The organism is Staphylococcus hominis subsp. hominis (assembly GCF_002901845.1).
GTDB classification, from domain to species: domain Bacteria; phylum Bacillota; class Bacilli; order Staphylococcales; family Staphylococcaceae; genus Staphylococcus; species Staphylococcus hominis.
This window is the reverse complement of the sequence record NZ_PPQE01000030.1, coordinates 250,486-266,793: the sequence shown is the minus strand read 5'-3', so window position 1 is coordinate 266,793 and position 16,308 is coordinate 250,486. Positions and strand designations below refer to the sequence as shown.

Below are 16,308 nucleotides of genomic sequence, written 5' to 3'. Positions count from 1 at the left end.
GTATTTAAATTCAACTTACATGTGAAAAAATGAACAAACAAATTTTCAAATTATTGAACTATTTGTGAAAACTATCACATACCCCTTTTAAAATATAAAAAAGCGTGTATGATAAGAATTGTAAGGAATAAGTAATTGGAGTGATACTAATGAGAAAAGTAATAGAAGGCGTTATCTTTTCTGAAGAAGGCAGCTACGATATTTATTTAAAAACAGGCGTAAACCAAGGATTAATTAGTGATATAAAAGATGGATATATGACAATTGATTCAATGTCTTATTTAGACGCAGAACGTTTATATTTCTATGGTCTCGAACGTAAAACACTAGTTACAAATTAAAATACAAAATTGAATGACCTCCTATAACATTCAAGAAAGTATCCTATCATGCCCTCGTTGGTGAGCAGTCGAGGGCATATCCTAAATATACCCCCAATCATTTTTAGATAATGTGTTGAAACCCGCATCTCACTTCCCTTGATGCGGGTTTATTTTTATGATAAAGATTTAAAATTGTTCTTTACTTCATTATATTGGTACTCTTGATTATACAATTTGAACTTATAGCCATCTTCACTAGAAAAAGGCATTCGAATATTTGGAATGTGATCCATTCGTGCAATAAATTCTCTTTCTTGGCGTGTACGTTCTTTGACACTCATGTGTAACCATTCTTCTTTAGTAAATAAATCTTCGAAACGAAATGAAAAACTTGTGCGACCTACTTTTTGACGTAATGCTTGAACTAATGGACTAAAATCTTTCGCAATCACAGACATATCTATTCCCCTTTATTTATAGTCATATATATCTTCACTTTATTACGTTTAAGTTTAAATTACAATCTATAATTGAGACTTTAAATTGATAATGACGTTTATGTATAAAGAATTATGGAAATGGAATGAATAAACAACAATAAAGGATGATGAATATGGCTAAATTAACAAATAAAGTTGCGATGATTACAGGTGCAAGTAGTGGCATTGGTGAATCAACAGCCAAACGACTTGCTGAAGAAGGTGCTAAAGTTGTGCTAGCTGGTCGTAGTGATGAGAAGTTACAACGTGTTGCAGAACATTTGAATGAAGGAGACTACCTTATTACGCCAACCAATGTGATGTATTGTGATGATGTGGATGCTCTTGTAGAAAATGCGATTGCTAAATTTGGGAAAGTTGATATCTTTGTTAATTGTGCAGGCATTAACTTATCTTCTAAAATCACAGATTACAAAGTAGACGATTGGGATAAAATGATTGATACGAATATTAAAGGATTGTTATATGGTCTGAATGCTGTACTTCCTCATTTTGAAGAACAATCTAGTGGTCATATTGTCAATATGGCATCGATTTCAGGCTTTGAAGTTAATAAGACGAGTGCATTATACAGTGCAACGAAATCTGCTGTATTACGTATTGTAGAAGCTTTAGAAAAAGAGCTTGCGCGAACGGGTATTAAATCAACCAGTATTTTACCAGGAATGGTAGATACACCTATGACAGAAGGATCTGATTTTGGTGATAGAAAGAAATTAGATCCTGAGAATATAGCTGATGCGGTGATCTATGCAGTGACGCAACCTGCACATGTAAACGTTAATGAAGTCATCGTTCGTCCAGTTTAAACCTAATTAGAATAAGAGCGTTTCTTGCCTAAGGTAGGGAATGCTTCTTTTTTACCCTTCAATATTAGTGTTGAAATGTTACACTTATATTGAAAGATCATATAACTTAAAAGGGTGATAAAGTGATGGAACAACGTTTATTTGAATTGTTAGATGTATTAGTTAAATATAATACAGAGAGTCCTCCTGGACGTAATACGGATCCTTTACAAGATGACATTGAACACTTATTAAAAACACTAAATTTTGATATTCAACGTGAACATTTATATGAAAATGATAGTGTTATCGTCGCAACATTAAAAGGGGAAGATGAGGATGCACCTAAATTAATTCTCAATGGTCATGTAGATGTGGCGAATGTGGACGATGATTCTAATTGGCAATATCCACCGTTTCAACTGACTGAAAAAGAGGGATGGCTATATGGTCGTGGTGTGAGTGATATGAAAGGCGGTATGGCCTCGCTGTTTTATGTGCTTGAAAAGTTACATCAAGAAGGACGACGACCTAAAGGAGATATTGTCGTGCAATCTGTAGTAGGAGAAGAAGTGGGTGAAGCGGGGACGAAACGCGCATGTGAAATCGGTCCTCACGCAGATTTGGCATTAGTATTAGATACAAGTGAAAATATGGCACTTGGACAAGGCGGAGTCATTACAGGATGGATTACGGTTAAAAGTAAGAATACCATTCATGATGGCGCACGTAGTCAAACGATTCATGCAGGTGGAGGTTTATTTGGTGCGAGTGCAATTGAAAAAATGACCAAAATCATTCAAGCACTGAATGAACTCGAACAACACTGGGCAGTGATGAAACATAGTCCTGGTATGCCACCAGGTGCGAATACGATTAATCCAGCAGTGATTGAAGGGGGACGCCATCCTGCTTTTATTGCTGATGAATGTCGTTTATGGATTACGGTTCATTATTTACCGAATGAAAGTTATGAAGACGTTACAAAAGAGATAGAAGCGTATTTAAATCGTGTTGCAGATGCAGACATTTGGTTGAGAGAGAACCCGTTACAGTTCGAATGGGGCGGTGAATCAATGATAGAAGATAAAGGAGAAATTTTCCCAAGTTTTACGATTCCATTAGAACATCCAGGCTTTAAACAATTACAAGATGCACATTATCACGTTCATCACAGTGAAATGAAACATGGTATGAGTACCACAGTGACAGATGGAGGTTGGACTGCTCATTTTGATATTCCAACCATTTTATATGGTCCAGGTAGTTTAGAAGAAGCTCATAGTGTAGATGAAAAGATAGAAGCACAAGAACTTCAAACTTATAGTGATGTGTTATATACATTCTTAAAACACTGGTATGACCATCCTGAGAAATAAATTAAAAAGCCAAGTCGTGCTGATGAATGACACGACTTGGCTATTTTATAGTCACATTATTTTTTTAATGTGTTTCGAAGACGATTGACCCAGCTAGCTCTTCTTTTAGAAACGACGGGCATTCCTGAAGGCTGGGTTGCCTCCTTTTTTAGCTTTTTACCATACTTAACTGCTTCTTTCATCAAGTAAGCTTGTGAATTTAATGGAGATAAATCATTTTGAACGTAATGATACTCACCATACTGATCTTGATAACGTCCTTTTTGATTATCAGATAATTGTAAATTCATAAAGTCTACAAGACGTTTACCGATTTCTTTATCTTCTACAGGGAATAAGATTTCAACACGTTTAATCATGTTACGTGTCATGACGTCTGCAGATGATAAATAAATACGTTCGTCACCATTATTGTAGAAGTAATAAATACGAGAGTGTTCTAATAGACGACCTACAATACTTACAACTTCAATATTTTCGCTGACACCTGGAATGCCTGGTTTTAGGCAACAGATACCACGAATAATAAGTTGAATGGTAACACCCGCTTGAGATGCTTCAAATAATTTTTCAATGATGGCCTTATCAGTTAAGGAATTCATTTTCATCATAATTTTACCGTTACCATGTTGACGATGACTTGCAATTTCTTTATCAATACGATCAATAAAGACGTCACGAATATCAAATGGTGCGACAATTAATTTATTATATTCAGGTTTAACTGAGTAACCACTTAAATAGTTAAAGAAATTAATGGCATCTTCAGCAATTAATGTATCTGTCGTAATCACACCCATATCTGTGTATAGTTTTGCAGTTTTATCGTTATAGTTACCTGTACCTAAGTGTACAAATGAAGTTAATTTGCCACCGATGCGTTTAACGACTAGAGCAATTTTACTATGCGTTTTTAAATGAGTCATACCATAAATAACATGACAACCTGCATCTTCTAACATACGTGCCCAATGAACGTTATTTTCTTCGTCGAAACGCGCTTTTAATTCTACAAGTACAGTTACTTGTTTACCATTTTCAGCCGCTTCTTTTAAGCTTTTAATAATGGGTGAGTCTTTACTCACACGATAAAGCGTTTGTTTAATCGCAATCGTGTTAGGGTCTTCAGCCGCTTCACGAATAAAGTCGACGATAGGCTCAAATGATTCGTATGGGTGATGGAAAAAGACATCACGTTTTAATGCAAGATCATACACATTATTGTTACCTAATGAACGTGGAATTTGTGGTGTATATTTATCATATGTTAAATATTTTAATTTATGGGATAGATGATCAACTAAGCCAAAGATAAATGTTAAGTCTAAAGGTCCGTTAAGTAAGTAAACGTCTTGTTCATCTACTTCTAACGTTTCTGTTAGCCAACCTAAATCTTCGATAGAAGCGGTACGATTGTCGACTTCTAAGCGTACAGCAGAACCACTTTTACGTTCTTTTAAGAAACGTTCGATTTCGATAAGTAAGTCTTCAGCGCCATCTTCATGAATCGTTAAATCAGCATTTCTAGTAATTCTAAATGTAAAGGTATTTAATACTTCATAGCCTGTAAATAAGTGATTGATGAAGTGTGTAATGACATCTTCTACCATGACTACATATTGTTTTGAGCCTTCATTATAAGTTAAGAATCTAGGGATAAGAGATGGAATTTGAACAATAGCTGAGTTAATGGCATCATCTGTATCGATATCTACGAAGATATTTAGACTTTTATTATTTAGTTTTGGGAAAGGGTGGTATGCATCTATACCAAGTGGTGTTAACGTTGGTAAAATCGTGAGTTTAAAATCCCTTTCTAACTTACTTAAAATAGAGTCAGATAAGTTTTCTGGTTTACACATCACAATGTCATAATTGCGTAATTCTTCGATAAGTTCGTTATAGCGTTCATATTGCATATTGACATATTTTTTAGCTTTTTCTTGAATAGCATCTACTTGTTCTTGTGGTGTCATTTGTGTTTTGTTTTCAGGTTTATCGAATCCCATTTTTACTTGGTCTTTTAAACCAGCCACACGCACCATAAAGAATTCATCTAAGTTCGAACTAAAGATAGATACGAAATTTAATTTTTCTAATAGTGGATTGTTGTTATCATAAGCTTCTTGTAATACACGATAGTTGAAATCTAACCAACTAAGTTCGCGATTATTATAGTATTTCGGCAAGCTAATATCATAGTCTCCCAATTGAGTTTGCATATTCAAAATACACCTCGTCATTTCTTCGATTATCAATCTTTCTATTTGTAAAACTATATAGTCTATGACAGAACTATCTACCTATAATATAGCATACAAATTTTAAGATTTTGTAAAGACAATGGATACTGATCCTTTAAGAATCTTTTCAATATGCTTTTTCTGTCTTAATGCTTGATATTTCTCAGCAATCGGTTCGCCTTCAGTATAATGTACGGTCAGTTCATAATCGTCATTGCTTTTTTTCGTTTCTTTTAAAGTCACGTCTTGAACAAAGCTAGTTTGTGAAATATTTAAAGCATTCACAAATTTAATAATGCCACCTAATGCTTGAATGGTTTCAATTTCCTTATTACTAAACCAATCTGTTTCTTTACAATAGAACTTAAGTAAAGATTTATTTTTAAAACTTGCTAAAAGGGCGAGTTTAACGCGATCTTTATGTGTATACCCATTAATCATTGAGTTCGCGATAATATAATACGTATGTGGAGAACTTGAATCTGAATCAATAAATCTACCTAAATAATAAATATAGGTTGCTTCTTCAAATAGACGTTGCTCTGTGTCATTAATCTTTAAATCACCTAAATCCATTAATTGTTTTAATAAAGATTGTGCTAATTTTAAACGACCTTGTGAGCTATGTTCTTCGATATGATAGTCATGTGCTAAGAAATAAATCGCTTCTTTACGCACATTATGTTTGTCAAATACATCTGGATAGCGTGAGCGGATTTGTTTAATAATATAGCCTTCACGTAAGCCATTTCTTGAAAATGTGAATTGCTTCGCATCTATTTTTTTATAAAGTGTCTTAAATACTGATACTGCTGGAAGAATAATATCTGCACGATCGCGACTTAATCCATCTAGGTTATTTAACTCATCACGTGAACTTTTACGTATCATGTTGTACACTTCATCAATATCTTTATCTGACATTGTATAATTGTGTACGCCACTTATAGGATAAGCGTGTTCAGATTGATGAATACGTGCTACGTTACGTGCAGAACCACCAACGCCGACTAAGGCAATCTCTTGATCTTTAAGCCAATCCAATGTACTAAATTGTTGAGATAAAAATTTCTCCATATCTTTGATCGCACCTTTATCATTGTGGTCTTTGCCATCAAAGAATTTATGTTTTAACGTGACTACCCCGAAAGGAAAACTATGTGATTCAAATAGTTCTTTATCCTTAAATAAAGTAACTTCCGTTGAACCGCCACCGATGTCTACAGATACGCCATTTTCAATTTCAGTGGTATGAGTAATAGCATAGTAACCATAATATGCTTCTTCTTTTTCAGGAATAATTGAGATTTCAATATCAAGTTCATCTTTCACTCTTTTAACAATGTCATCCTTATTCTCAGATTGACGAATCGCTGCTGTTGCGATAGGATGTAATGCTTTTACTTTAAATTTTTCAGATACAGATTTAAAACTGCGTAATGCTTCAATGAGTACGTTAATGCCTTCTTGGCTCATTTTATTTTCTTTTGTCAAGTATTGACTCAAGCGAGCAGGCGTTTTAATGTTGAGCAATTCATTTAATCCTGCATCTTTGCTAAATCTAAAGATAACTAATCTAATCGTATTTGAGCCAATATCTATTAATCCTATACGTTCTTCCATCATGGCCTCCTAAGTCTTTCAATACTTCCTATTATAGTTTTATTTTACATGAATTTTATAAATAGAAAAAGATACGAATCCTATTTGCATTTCTTTGAATATAAAAAAGAATTCAATTGTAAAACGATTTCATTTTTAGTATAACGTTTAATCTAAACTGTTTAGTGGAACAATAAGGTTGTATTAGAAAACAAGTTCACTAGGAGTGTGACAAGATGAAACGTTTAGAAGATAAAATTGCAGTCATCACAGGTGCAAGTACAGGTATTGGACAAGCATCAGCAAAAGTGTTAGCTAAAGAAGGGGCACATGTCTTAGCACTTGATATTTCAGATGAATTAGAAAAAACTGTAGATGACATTAATCAAGAAGGCGGTAAAGCGACAGCTTATAAAGTTGATATCTCTCAAGATCAACAAGTGAAAGATTTTGCTGAGAAAGTTAAACAAGACTATGGTCACATTGACATTATCTTCAACAATGCAGGTGTAGATAATGGGGCAGGACGTATTCATGAATATCCAGTTGAAGTATTTGATAAAATTATGTCTGTTGATATGAGAGGGACGTTCTTAGTAACGAAATTCTTATTACCATTAATGTTGAATAATGGTGGTTCAATCATTAATACAGCTTCATTCTCAGGACAAGCAGCAGACTTGTATCGTTCTGGTTATAATGCCGCTAAAGGTGGCGTCATTAATTTCACTAAATCGATTGCGATTGAATATGGACGTGAAAATATTCGTGCGAACGCGATTGCACCAGGTACCATTGAAACACCACTTGTAGATCATTTAGCTGGTACATCTGAAGATGAAGCGGGTAAAACATTCCGCGATAATCAGAAATGGGTCACTCCACTTGGTCGTTTAGGACAACCTGAAGAAGTAGGTAAATTGGTTGCTTTCCTAGCATCAGATGATAGTTCATTTATTACAGGTGAAACGATTCGTATTGATGGTGGTGTGATGGCATACACTTGGCCTGGTGAAATGTTAAGTGAAGATAAATGGAAACATTCTGTAGAATAAATCATAATAGATATATTAGTGTTTAAATGTGGGAGATGGCGTCAGTATGAGGCTGTCTCTCGCTTTTTATGTATTTAGATAAATTATCATATTTTATAAAAATGTTATAATGTTGTTGTCGTCTTTCCTTTAGACGGTCGTACGTTTAAAGGGGGTGAAGTTATGACGTTAATATTTGTACTCGTTATCGCACCTATATTAAATAGGTGGCTCAATATATTGTTTGATTATTGGTTTGAACAATATAAGAATAAAAAAGACGGCAGATAATCCAATACACAAAGAACCCCTAGTCTAGGGCAATAGACTAGGGGTTCGTATCGTTATGACGTTAATACTCGTTAATGTGATATTAACATAAGTAGATGTAATATTTCAATATTCAAATTACCATTTGATTTGATTGTACGTTTGGTCATTTAAAGAACGTACAATTTCAGTGATTAATCGTACTGAATTTTCATAATCATCCGTATGGAGAACAGATACATTTGAGTGCATATAGCGTAATGCTACACCAATGGCAATTGTTGGAATACCATCGTTAGCAACATGGATACTACCAGCATCTGTACCACCGCGTGGTGTTGTATCCCATTGAACAGTAATATAATGTTTTTTTGCCACTTCTTTAATATGTTGACGTAAGCCTTGATGTGCCACATTTGAAGCATCCATTAAAATAATTACTGGACCGTCACCAATGGCTGTATCACTACCATATTGTGCCATTCCAGGTGTATCGTATGCGACAGCAACGTCGACTGCGATAGCTAAATCGGGGTTAATTTTATTTGCTGCGACTTTAGCGCCACGTAAACCAACTTCTTCTTGTACAGTGCCACCTGCATATAAATTAATACCAATTGATTCATCTTTAAGATTGTTAAGTACGTCAATAGCCAGTGCACAACCGTATCGATTATCAAATGCTTTGGCAGTTAAATATTTACCATTTGCAAGTTGTTCAAACTCACTATAAGGTGTAATCATATTTCCAATTTCAATACCGTATTGTTCAGCATCTGCTTTACTTCTAACACCAATATCAATAAACATGTCTTTGATATCGATAGACTTTTTGCGTGCGTCTGGTTCGAGTACATGTGGAGGTTTAGAACCAATAATACCTCGTATTTCTTTACCATCGTCAGTAGTGATGGTTACTTTTTGAGATAACATCACTTGGCTCCACCAACCGCCAATAGGTTGGAATTTAATAAACCCATTATTGTCAATTTTAGTGACGATGAATCCAATTTCATCTAAATGACCAGCTAACATTAATGATTTAGATCCCGTTTTACTTTCCTTTTTACCAAAGATACCACCCAAACCATCTTCGATAATCTCATCACTAATCGGTGTTAAATAGTCTCGCATTTTTTCTTTAACTTGGTATTCATAACCAGCGATACCATTAACATCTGTTAATGTTTTTAGTAATTCGATAGATTCTTTCATACAATGAGTCCTCCTAAAATGTTGTTAAGTGTATTGTAGCATGGATAAAATGAATTTTATGAAAAATAGTTTATCATATCTATGTAAATTAAATGTATCCTATTCATAGTTAGTAAGTGATATAATTTGTGTAAAATTAAATATGGGGAAGTAGATGAGTATGATGAAAAAAGTCTTAACATTATTTGCGTTGTTAGTGTTAAGTGTGAGTATATTAGGAGCTTGTACTCAATCACGTTCAAAAACATACGAAGGTGATATTGATGGTAAGCATGTTCTTACAACATTAACTTATAAAAATAATAAAGTGATTAAACAATCAACTGTCAGTACGTTAAAATATGAGGACCTCGGAATGTCTAAACAAGAAGGTAAAACATCTTTTAAAGATTATCGTCCATTAAAAGGAAAAAAGGGTGTAACATATACGCTAAGTAGTAAGCATCAAAAAATAGTTGAAAATATAGATATTGATTATAACAAAGCAAACTTAAAAGACGTTAGTCGTTACTTTGCATTAGCGCATTATTCTAAAAACTATAAAAAAGTAACAATGGACGGTACGGTCAAAGAACTTAAAAAAATTGGATTCCAGAAAAAAAGCAATATGAATGAAGAATAATATAAAAGTGAGACAACCATTGGCTTAGATGGATTGTCTCACTTTTTTGTTGACTATTGAATAAGTTTTAATTTATAACTTGCGATATCTTCAATATGTCCATTTTTTCTTTTAATCACAATATGATCTTCTGTAATTTCGTTTGGGCTTTTAACACCTACTGCAGCCGCAACATTAAATAATCCTTCATGTAAACTCGTCACATAGTTTGTGACACGATATTGCTTTTCTTCAACAATTAAAGCTTTTTCTTTTTTAGGATCAGTTGTTGCGACACCAACGGGGCAAGTATTTAAATGACATTGTTGACTCATAATGCAACCAATGCTAATCATCATACCTCTTGCAATATTACATAAATCAGCACCAAGTCCAAGTGCAATGGCTACTTTATCAGGTGTAATAAGTTTTCCAGATGCGAATATCTTCACATATTTGCGTGCATCATAACGTTCTAAAACACCAGTAACGATTGGAAGGGCAGTAAAAAGTGGGAGACCTACACCATCTTGTAATTCTTGGAATGTTGCGCCAGTTCCACCTTCACCACCATCAACAGTAATAAAGTTTGGATAAATATCTAGGTTAATCATTTCTTGAACAAGGGCCTCAACTTCATCAACTCTGCTTACAACAATTTTAAAGCCCACAGGTTTCTGACCGAGTTTTTGCAACTTAGCTACAAATTCTAATAATTCTTTCGGATTATTAATGAAATCGAAACGGTTAGGCGAGTTGACGGTCTGATAGGGTTCAATATGACGAATTTTAGCAATTTCTTCTGTCACTTTATTGCCCTCCATATGACCACCACGTGTCTTAGCACCTTGTGCAAGCTTAATTTCAAATGCTTTAACTTCTTTATAGTTTGCCACATTTAAGAAAGCTTCTTCACTAAAACCACCGTCTTTATCTCTCACGCCGAATAAACCTGGTCCAATTTGATAAATAATATCGCAGCCACCTTTAAGATGATATTCAGATAATCCACCTTCTCCTGTATTCATCCATGTGCCAGCACGTGCAAGTCCTTGAGATAATGCAGTGATCGCGCGACCACCTAATGAGCCATAACTCATACCAGATTGGCCTACTAAACGTTTAACTTTAAAGGGATGTGCTAATTCTTCGCCTATAATAACTGCATGATCATCTGATAAATAATAAGGATCGATGTGTTTGTTCTCACGATGTTCTTCACGCTTAAACAATCGTTCATTATCGATTGAATAAATAAATGTTGAAATCATTGAATGGTTATCAATTTGAAGTTCTGACTTTTGTAATGGAAACATAGCGTTTCGAATATAAAAGCCTTCTTCATAGTTTTTTTCTGTACCAAAACTAGTCATTCTTGAATGATATTTACCTGCTAAAACGATATCAGTATATTGATTTCTTGAAAATGGTTTTCCTTCGGTATCATTTGCAAATAAATATTGACGTAATTCTGGTCCTATTTTCTCTGAAAAGTAACGTACTCTGCCTAATACAGGAAAATTACGTAACACACTATGTTGTTCTTGTCTTTTATCTTTGAATAAAAGAAATAATCCAACCATTAATATAGAAAGTAACACCATAATAATAAGAATATTAACTATAAATTGCATGACAGTAAGTAAAGTTGTCATGCCCATCCCCCCTCAATTCTCTTTATACTGTAAATCTTACATCAAAAAATTTTATTTACAAAGATAAATAAATAGATTTAATATTTATCTTTGAATATCAAATAAGGGAAAAGTTAGAATCTCTTATGACAATAATGTGTTTAAATGATAAAGTACTATATGCGTAGATAGTTGAGGTGATATATGAAAAAAGAAAAAGATGTGATCACACAAGTGGTATCAAAAAATCGATGGAGTAGTCCTAAAATAATAAAAAAGGATTTTCTACTCATTCCTTTATTTATCTTTTTCCAAATTTTAACGCCTATTATTATTGTTTTTGGCGTATTAGGTGTGACGGCTATGGTTACCCAACAACCACCGCCATCTTATTTATATAATGTGATGCTAAGTTTAAGTTTTGTGATTGCCCAATTTATTGTGTTAGGATTATTTTTTACATTACACAAATTTTATATTGCGAGTGTTGTACGACGACAATATCGTATTGCGATTCATCATTATTTGAAATTTATCATCATCATCGTAATGGTTAGTGTGATGTTATATTATGGTTTTAATGCATTGGCACACATATTACCGCATCCTTTTGGTTACGTAGACACACAAGCACAACGTCGTTTAGAAGGATTGTTTATTCATCCAAGTGCGCTGATATTCACTTTTATTTCAGTGGTATTATTACGCCCCTTAATTGATGAGTTACTATTTCGTCATCTATTGATTCATGAATTAGGTAAAACATTTAATCTTTTAGTAATGATGATTGTTAGTGTGTTAATAGAAACTATTGTCCAAGTATATGATTTAATTTCAATATTGGAAGCCATCCCTTACATGATTATTTCAATAGGTGCAGTGATGGTATATATGAAAAGTGGGAAAAATTTAGTAGCCTCCTATCTTTATCATAGTACTGTACAATTCATCATATTTATTATTACAATGATTGATAAGCTTGTTTAAATAGAAAGAATAGGAGAGTTATATGACTTCGGAATATAATGATACATACTACCAAACCTCAGAACAACGACCGATAAGAAATGAATTTGATTCAAAACGTATTGTTAAACGTGATTTTTGGCTAATACCTACATACTTAGTCATGAATATTGTTTTTCCATTGATTCTTACATTTATTGTGATGGCAATGATTTCAGGCATCACAGGTGGTCATATATCGGAAAGTAAGTTTACAAAATATTATTTAGGTTATGCACAAGTCTTTACGTTAATTGGTCAATGTCTTGTATTATTAGTCTTTTATTTAATGCATCGCAAAACCATTATTCCTATTGCCATCTCACGTTTCAAAGCTTTAAAAAAACATATTCCACTCATTATTATTGTGATGGTGGCCCTTTATGTATTACAAGGTGTATATGGTTATTTAGTAGAATTTTTACCGAAACAATATCAGTTTGATGATACAGAAAATAACAAAATGATTATTAAAATGTTTGAAATCAATTGGCTTTGGCCTGTTTTATTTTTAGATATTGTGATTATTACACCTGTTGTAGAAGAATTATTATTTAGACATTTGTTAATTCATGAATTAGGTAAAAAATTAACGTATGGTGTGATGTATGTCGTGTCAGTGCTCGGATTTGCAGGATTACATATGACAAGTGCATCATCACCATTTGAAGTTGGTCCTTATATAATTATGGCTACAGGATTTGTTGTGGCATATCACTTAAGTGGTCGAAATTTAGCGATGACAATTACCCTTCATATGATAAATAACTTTGTTTCTTTTATAGCGATTATGATGAGTATCATTTGGGGTTAAGGGTAAGAGGTAGAGTCATTGAAATTCAAAAAATAGTAACATTGAATTTCATTACTTTGCCTCTTTTTTTGTTATGATAAAAAAGAATATGTCATCCCATTAAAGAGTAAAGATAAGGAGGAAGTGCTTGTGTTATTAGAAGTAAAACATCTGACCTACAAAGCCGATCAACGAACGATACTCAATAATATTAATTTTAAATTAGATCAAGGTGAAACCGTTGCAGTGGTTGGTCCTTCTGGAAGCGGAAAAAGTACATTCTTAAAGCAACTTAACAATTTAATTAGTCCGACTGAAGGAGAATTATTATTTAAAGGAAAACCATATGATGAGTACAGTCCTGAAGAATTACGTTCTAAAATTAGTTACATGATGCAACAAAGTGAATTATTTGGAACGACAGTAGAAGATAATATGGCTTTCCCAGCATTAACGCATCATGATCAATTTGATGAAGATAAAGCGAATGATTTACTTAATAAAGTCGGCTTGTCAAACTATAGTCTAGATTCAAAAGTAGAACATATGTCTGGTGGAGAACGTCAACGTATTGCTATTGCACGCCAGTTAATGTATCAACCAGAAATATTACTTCTAGATGAATCAACGAGTGCACTTGATACGCAAAATAAAGAAAAAATTGAAGATATTATCTTTAAATTAGCAGATGAAGGCGTCGCTATATTATGGATTACGCATAGTAATGATCAAAGTATGAGAAACTTCCAAAGAAGAATTACTATTAAAGATGGTCAGATTACAAATGAGGAGGTGTTAAGTCATAATGAGTAATACAGCGCTTTGTTTAACAGCATTATTATTATTAATTCCTATTATTATTTCATATAAAGAAGGCTTACATATTATCAAAGATTTAGTCGTCGCTTCGATTAGAGCGGTGGTTCAATTATTAATTTTAGGATTGATATTAGAATATATTTTTAAAATTGATCAAGTATGGATATTATTGATTGCAGTATTAGTCATTATTATTAACGCTTCTTGGAATACAATTCATCGTGCATCGCCTGTTATGCATCATGTGTTTTGGATTTCTTTTGTTTCTATATTTATATCAACAGCAATTCCATTAGCATGTACAGTGCTTGCTGGTGCCATCGATTTTAAAGCAAATGATGTCATTCCTATCGGTGGTATGCTTGCAAATAATGGTTTAATTGCCATTAATTTGGCATATCAAAATTTAGATCGTGCGTTCGTTCGAGATATAGATGATATTGAATCTAAGTTAACATTAGCAGCAACGCCAAAGCTTGCATCTAAAGGGGCGATTCGTGAAAGTATTCGTTTGGCGATTGTTCCAACAATCGATTCTGTAAAAACATATGGGTTAGTGTCTATTCCGGGTATGATGACAGGATTAATTATTGGAGGTATGGCACCATTACAAGCCATCAAATTCCAATTACTTGTTGTATTTATTCATACTACTGCAACGATTATGTCTGCATTGATTGCAACGTATTTAAGTTATGGTCAATTCTTTAATGCACGTCATCAACTTGTAGCACGTACAACGAATATAAAAGACAATAATTAAATCTCAGCGACATATTTTTTCGCACAAAAGTTTAAGAAATTATTATATAATGAAACAGTTACGAATGATAAAGGTTACCATTGCGTAACTGTTTTTTTATACCAAAATATAGAAAGAAAGGAGTTCTATGCATGTCTGTCATGCGAGTGGCAACCTTCATTATTAGTGTGTTTATCGTCGGTATGGTTGAGATGATGGTTGCAGGAATTATGAATTTAATGAGTGGAGATCTCGGTGTCTCTGAAGCGATTATTGGTCAGCTTGTGACTTTATATGCATTAACCTTCGCTATTTGTGGACCCATACTTGTTAAGCTTACGAATCGCTTTGCAGTACGACCGGTCTTATTATGGACACTCGTTGCATTTATTATCGGAAATGCCATGATTGCGATGGCGCCTAACTTTACTATTTTAGTGATTGGACGTATCTTATCTTCAGCAGCAGCGTCACTCATTATTGTTAAAGTCTTAGCTTTAACAGCGATGTTAACGATACCTAAAAATAGAGGGAAAATGATTGGTGTCGTTTATACTGGATTTAGTGGGGCTAACGTATTTGGCGTCCCAATCGGTACGATGATTGGGGATGCAATAGGTTGGAGATTTACGTTCTTATTTATTATTATTGTGAGTGTGATAGCCGGTGTACTGATGATGGTGTATTTACCATCAACATCAGAATTAAATCAAGTTCAACGTCAATGGGGTTCAACTTCAAATAAACAGCTAAATACATCTAAAATTTTAAGACCAGCGGAGGTAGTCAAATATTTAACGATTACTTTTTTAATTTTAGTAGCAAATTCTGTGACATTTGTATATATTAATCCTCTTATTTTGAATCATGGTCATCAAATGGGATTTGTATCATTGGCGTTATTAGTGAATGGGATTGCAGGGGTGATTGGTACGTCGTTAGGTGGCATATTAGCAGATAAACTTAGCAGTAAACGTTGGCTAATCATTGCCTTTTCTATTTTTATAGTTATGATGTTGATAATGAATCTTATTTTGCATACTGTTACCCTATTATTAATTGGATTGTTTATATGGAATATTGTACAGTGGAGTACCAATCCAGCAATTCAAAGTGGTATGATTGAACATGTTGAAGGTGATACGAGTCAAGTGATGAGTTGGAATATGTCGAGTCTGAATGCGGGAATAGGATTTGGAGGCATTATTGGAGGACTCGTTGTTTCAAATATCTCTGTTCAAGCAGTCACGATTGTGAGCGCGATGGTTGGAGCTATGGGTCTTATTATTGTCTTAAGTTTAAAAAATATGTCTTATATGAGAAATTAAGGAGGAAGTGGAACAGAATTCATTTTGAATTC

Annotated in this window: 15 protein-coding genes; 10 read left to right on the top strand and 5 right to left on the bottom strand. The window is 33.7% G+C overall.

All coding sequences use genetic code 11. From position 1 onward, the window contains the following. Positions 1-149 precede the first annotated feature (149 nt). A complete protein-coding gene (locus CD034_RS10440; RefSeq protein ID WP_002448449.1) occupies positions 150-341 on the top strand; it encodes a hypothetical protein in 192 nt (63 codons plus the stop codon). 155 nt (positions 342-496) lie between these two features. Here CD034_RS10440 and CD034_RS10435 read toward each other — a convergent pair whose 3' ends face one another. Continuing rightward, positions 497-781: a DUF1413 domain-containing protein gene (locus CD034_RS10435; protein WP_049334717.1), complete on the bottom strand. Its 285-nt coding sequence runs from the start codon at positions 779-781 to the stop codon at positions 497-499. A 155-nt stretch (positions 782-936) separates the two neighbouring features. On the opposite strand from CD034_RS10435, the gene CD034_RS10430 reads away from it, so the two are divergent. Together CD034_RS10430 and CD034_RS10425 are read left to right on the top strand one after the other, a co-directional pair. After that, positions 937-1,632: an SDR family oxidoreductase gene (locus CD034_RS10430; RefSeq protein WP_103288364.1), complete on the top strand. Its 696-nt coding sequence runs from the start codon at positions 937-939 to the stop codon at positions 1,630-1,632. Between the two features lie 125 nt (positions 1,633-1,757). Further along, entirely contained in the window at positions 1,758-2,990 is a 1,233-nt protein-coding gene (locus tag CD034_RS10425; protein WP_103288363.1) for an acetylornithine deacetylase, read from the top strand. Positions 2,991-3,046: 56 nt separating this feature from the next. On the opposite strand, the gene CD034_RS10420 is transcribed toward CD034_RS10425, so the two are convergent. Together CD034_RS10420 and ppx are read right to left on the bottom strand one after the other, a co-directional pair. Beyond that, on the bottom strand, positions 3,047-5,212 hold the full coding sequence (locus tag CD034_RS10420) for an RNA degradosome polyphosphate kinase (protein ID WP_077700012.1): 2,166 nt from the start codon (positions 5,210-5,212) through the stop codon (positions 3,047-3,049). Between the two features lie 102 nt (positions 5,213-5,314). Then, the gene (gene ppx, locus CD034_RS10415; RefSeq protein WP_103288362.1) at positions 5,315-6,856 is read right to left on the bottom strand and encodes an exopolyphosphatase; all 1,542 of its coding nucleotides are present in this window, start codon (positions 6,854-6,856) and stop codon (positions 5,315-5,317) included. A gap of 215 nt (positions 6,857-7,071) precedes the next feature. On the opposite strand from ppx, the gene CD034_RS10410 reads away from it, so the two are divergent. Then, positions 7,072-7,890 (top strand): SDR family oxidoreductase, encoded by an 819-nt coding sequence (locus CD034_RS10410; protein WP_103288361.1) that lies wholly within the window; start codon positions 7,072-7,074, stop codon positions 7,888-7,890. Between the two features lie 387 nt (positions 7,891-8,277). Here CD034_RS10410 and CD034_RS10405 read toward each other — a convergent pair whose 3' ends face one another. After that, positions 8,278-9,354, bottom strand: coding sequence for a M42 family metallopeptidase (locus CD034_RS10405; RefSeq protein ID WP_002454876.1), 1,077 nt, complete (start codon positions 9,352-9,354; stop codon positions 8,278-8,280). A 160-nt stretch (positions 9,355-9,514) separates the two neighbouring features. Here CD034_RS10405 and CD034_RS10400 point away from each other — a divergent pair, with 160 nt between their 5' ends. Beyond that, positions 9,515-9,976 carry a DUF1307 domain-containing protein gene (locus tag CD034_RS10400; RefSeq protein ID WP_002448550.1) on the top strand — a complete coding sequence of 154 codons (462 nt, stop codon included), beginning with the start codon at positions 9,515-9,517 and terminating at the stop codon, positions 9,974-9,976. 53 nt (positions 9,977-10,029) lie between these two features. Here the strand turns inward: CD034_RS10400 and CD034_RS10395 are convergent, their stop codons facing one another. Continuing rightward, the gene (locus CD034_RS10395) at positions 10,030-11,610 is read right to left on the bottom strand and encodes an FMN-binding glutamate synthase family protein (RefSeq protein WP_103288360.1); all 1,581 of its coding nucleotides are present in this window, start codon (positions 11,608-11,610) and stop codon (positions 10,030-10,032) included. Positions 11,611-11,793: 183 nt separating this feature from the next. On the opposite strand from CD034_RS10395, the gene lnsB reads away from it, so the two are divergent. The 5 genes from lnsB (at position 11,794) to CD034_RS10370 (ending at position 16,276) form a co-directional block, all read left to right on the top strand. Then, positions 11,794-12,576, top strand: coding sequence for a CPBP family lipoprotein N-acylation protein LnsB (lnsB, locus tag CD034_RS10390; RefSeq protein WP_037554310.1), 783 nt, complete (start codon positions 11,794-11,796; stop codon positions 12,574-12,576). A 22-nt stretch (positions 12,577-12,598) separates the two neighbouring features. Further along, complete coding sequence (locus tag CD034_RS10385) at positions 12,599-13,408, top strand: CPBP family intramembrane glutamic endopeptidase (protein ID WP_103288359.1); 810 nt, start codon at positions 12,599-12,601, stop codon at positions 13,406-13,408. 129 nt (positions 13,409-13,537) lie between these two features. Further along, positions 13,538-14,200 carry an ABC transporter ATP-binding protein gene (locus CD034_RS10380; protein ID WP_002448620.1) on the top strand — a complete coding sequence of 221 codons (663 nt, stop codon included), beginning with the start codon at positions 13,538-13,540 and terminating at the stop codon, positions 14,198-14,200. Then, the gene (locus CD034_RS10375) at positions 14,193-14,969 is read left to right on the top strand and encodes an ABC transporter permease (RefSeq protein ID WP_002454881.1); all 777 of its coding nucleotides are present in this window, start codon (positions 14,193-14,195) and stop codon (positions 14,967-14,969) included. Before CD034_RS10380 ends, CD034_RS10375 begins: the two co-directional genes overlap by 8 nt. A 131-nt stretch (positions 14,970-15,100) precedes the next feature. Further along, the gene (locus tag CD034_RS10370) at positions 15,101-16,276 is read left to right on the top strand and encodes an MFS transporter (RefSeq protein WP_002454882.1); all 1,176 of its coding nucleotides are present in this window, start codon (positions 15,101-15,103) and stop codon (positions 16,274-16,276) included. The last annotated feature ends 32 nt before the right edge of the window (positions 16,277-16,308 follow it).

Bases quoted from the DNA above. Each gene is read 5' to 3' on its own strand.
- CD034_RS10440 (WP_002448449.1), top strand. From the start codon at position 150: ATGAGAAAAGTAATAGAAGGCGTTATCTTTTCTGAAGAAGGCAGCTAC.
- CD034_RS10435 (WP_049334717.1), bottom strand. From the start codon at position 781: ATGTCTGTGATTGCGAAAGATTTTAGTCCATTAGTTCAAGCATTACGT.
- CD034_RS10430 (WP_103288364.1), top strand. From the start codon at position 937: ATGGCTAAATTAACAAATAAAGTTGCGATGATTACAGGTGCAAGTAGT.
- CD034_RS10425 (WP_103288363.1), top strand. From the start codon at position 1,758: ATGGAACAACGTTTATTTGAATTGTTAGATGTATTAGTTAAATATAAT.
- CD034_RS10420 (WP_077700012.1), bottom strand. From the start codon at position 5,212: ATGCAAACTCAATTGGGAGACTATGATATTAGCTTGCCGAAATACTAT.
- ppx (WP_103288362.1), bottom strand. From the start codon at position 6,856: ATGGAAGAACGTATAGGATTAATAGATATTGGCTCAAATACGATTAGA.
- CD034_RS10410 (WP_103288361.1), top strand. From the start codon at position 7,072: ATGAAACGTTTAGAAGATAAAATTGCAGTCATCACAGGTGCAAGTACA.
- CD034_RS10405 (WP_002454876.1), bottom strand. From the start codon at position 9,354: ATGAAAGAATCTATCGAATTACTAAAAACATTAACAGATGTTAATGGT.
- CD034_RS10400 (WP_002448550.1), top strand. From the start codon at position 9,515: ATGATGAAAAAAGTCTTAACATTATTTGCGTTGTTAGTGTTAAGTGTG.
- CD034_RS10395 (WP_103288360.1), bottom strand. From the start codon at position 11,610: ATGACAACTTTACTTACTGTCATGCAATTTATAGTTAATATTCTTATT.
- lnsB (WP_037554310.1), top strand. From the start codon at position 11,794: ATGAAAAAAGAAAAAGATGTGATCACACAAGTGGTATCAAAAAATCGA.
- CD034_RS10385 (WP_103288359.1), top strand. From the start codon at position 12,599: ATGACTTCGGAATATAATGATACATACTACCAAACCTCAGAACAACGA.
- CD034_RS10375 (WP_002454881.1), top strand. From the start codon at position 14,193: ATGAGTAATACAGCGCTTTGTTTAACAGCATTATTATTATTAATTCCT.
- CD034_RS10370 (WP_002454882.1), top strand. From the start codon at position 15,101: ATGTCTGTCATGCGAGTGGCAACCTTCATTATTAGTGTGTTTATCGTC.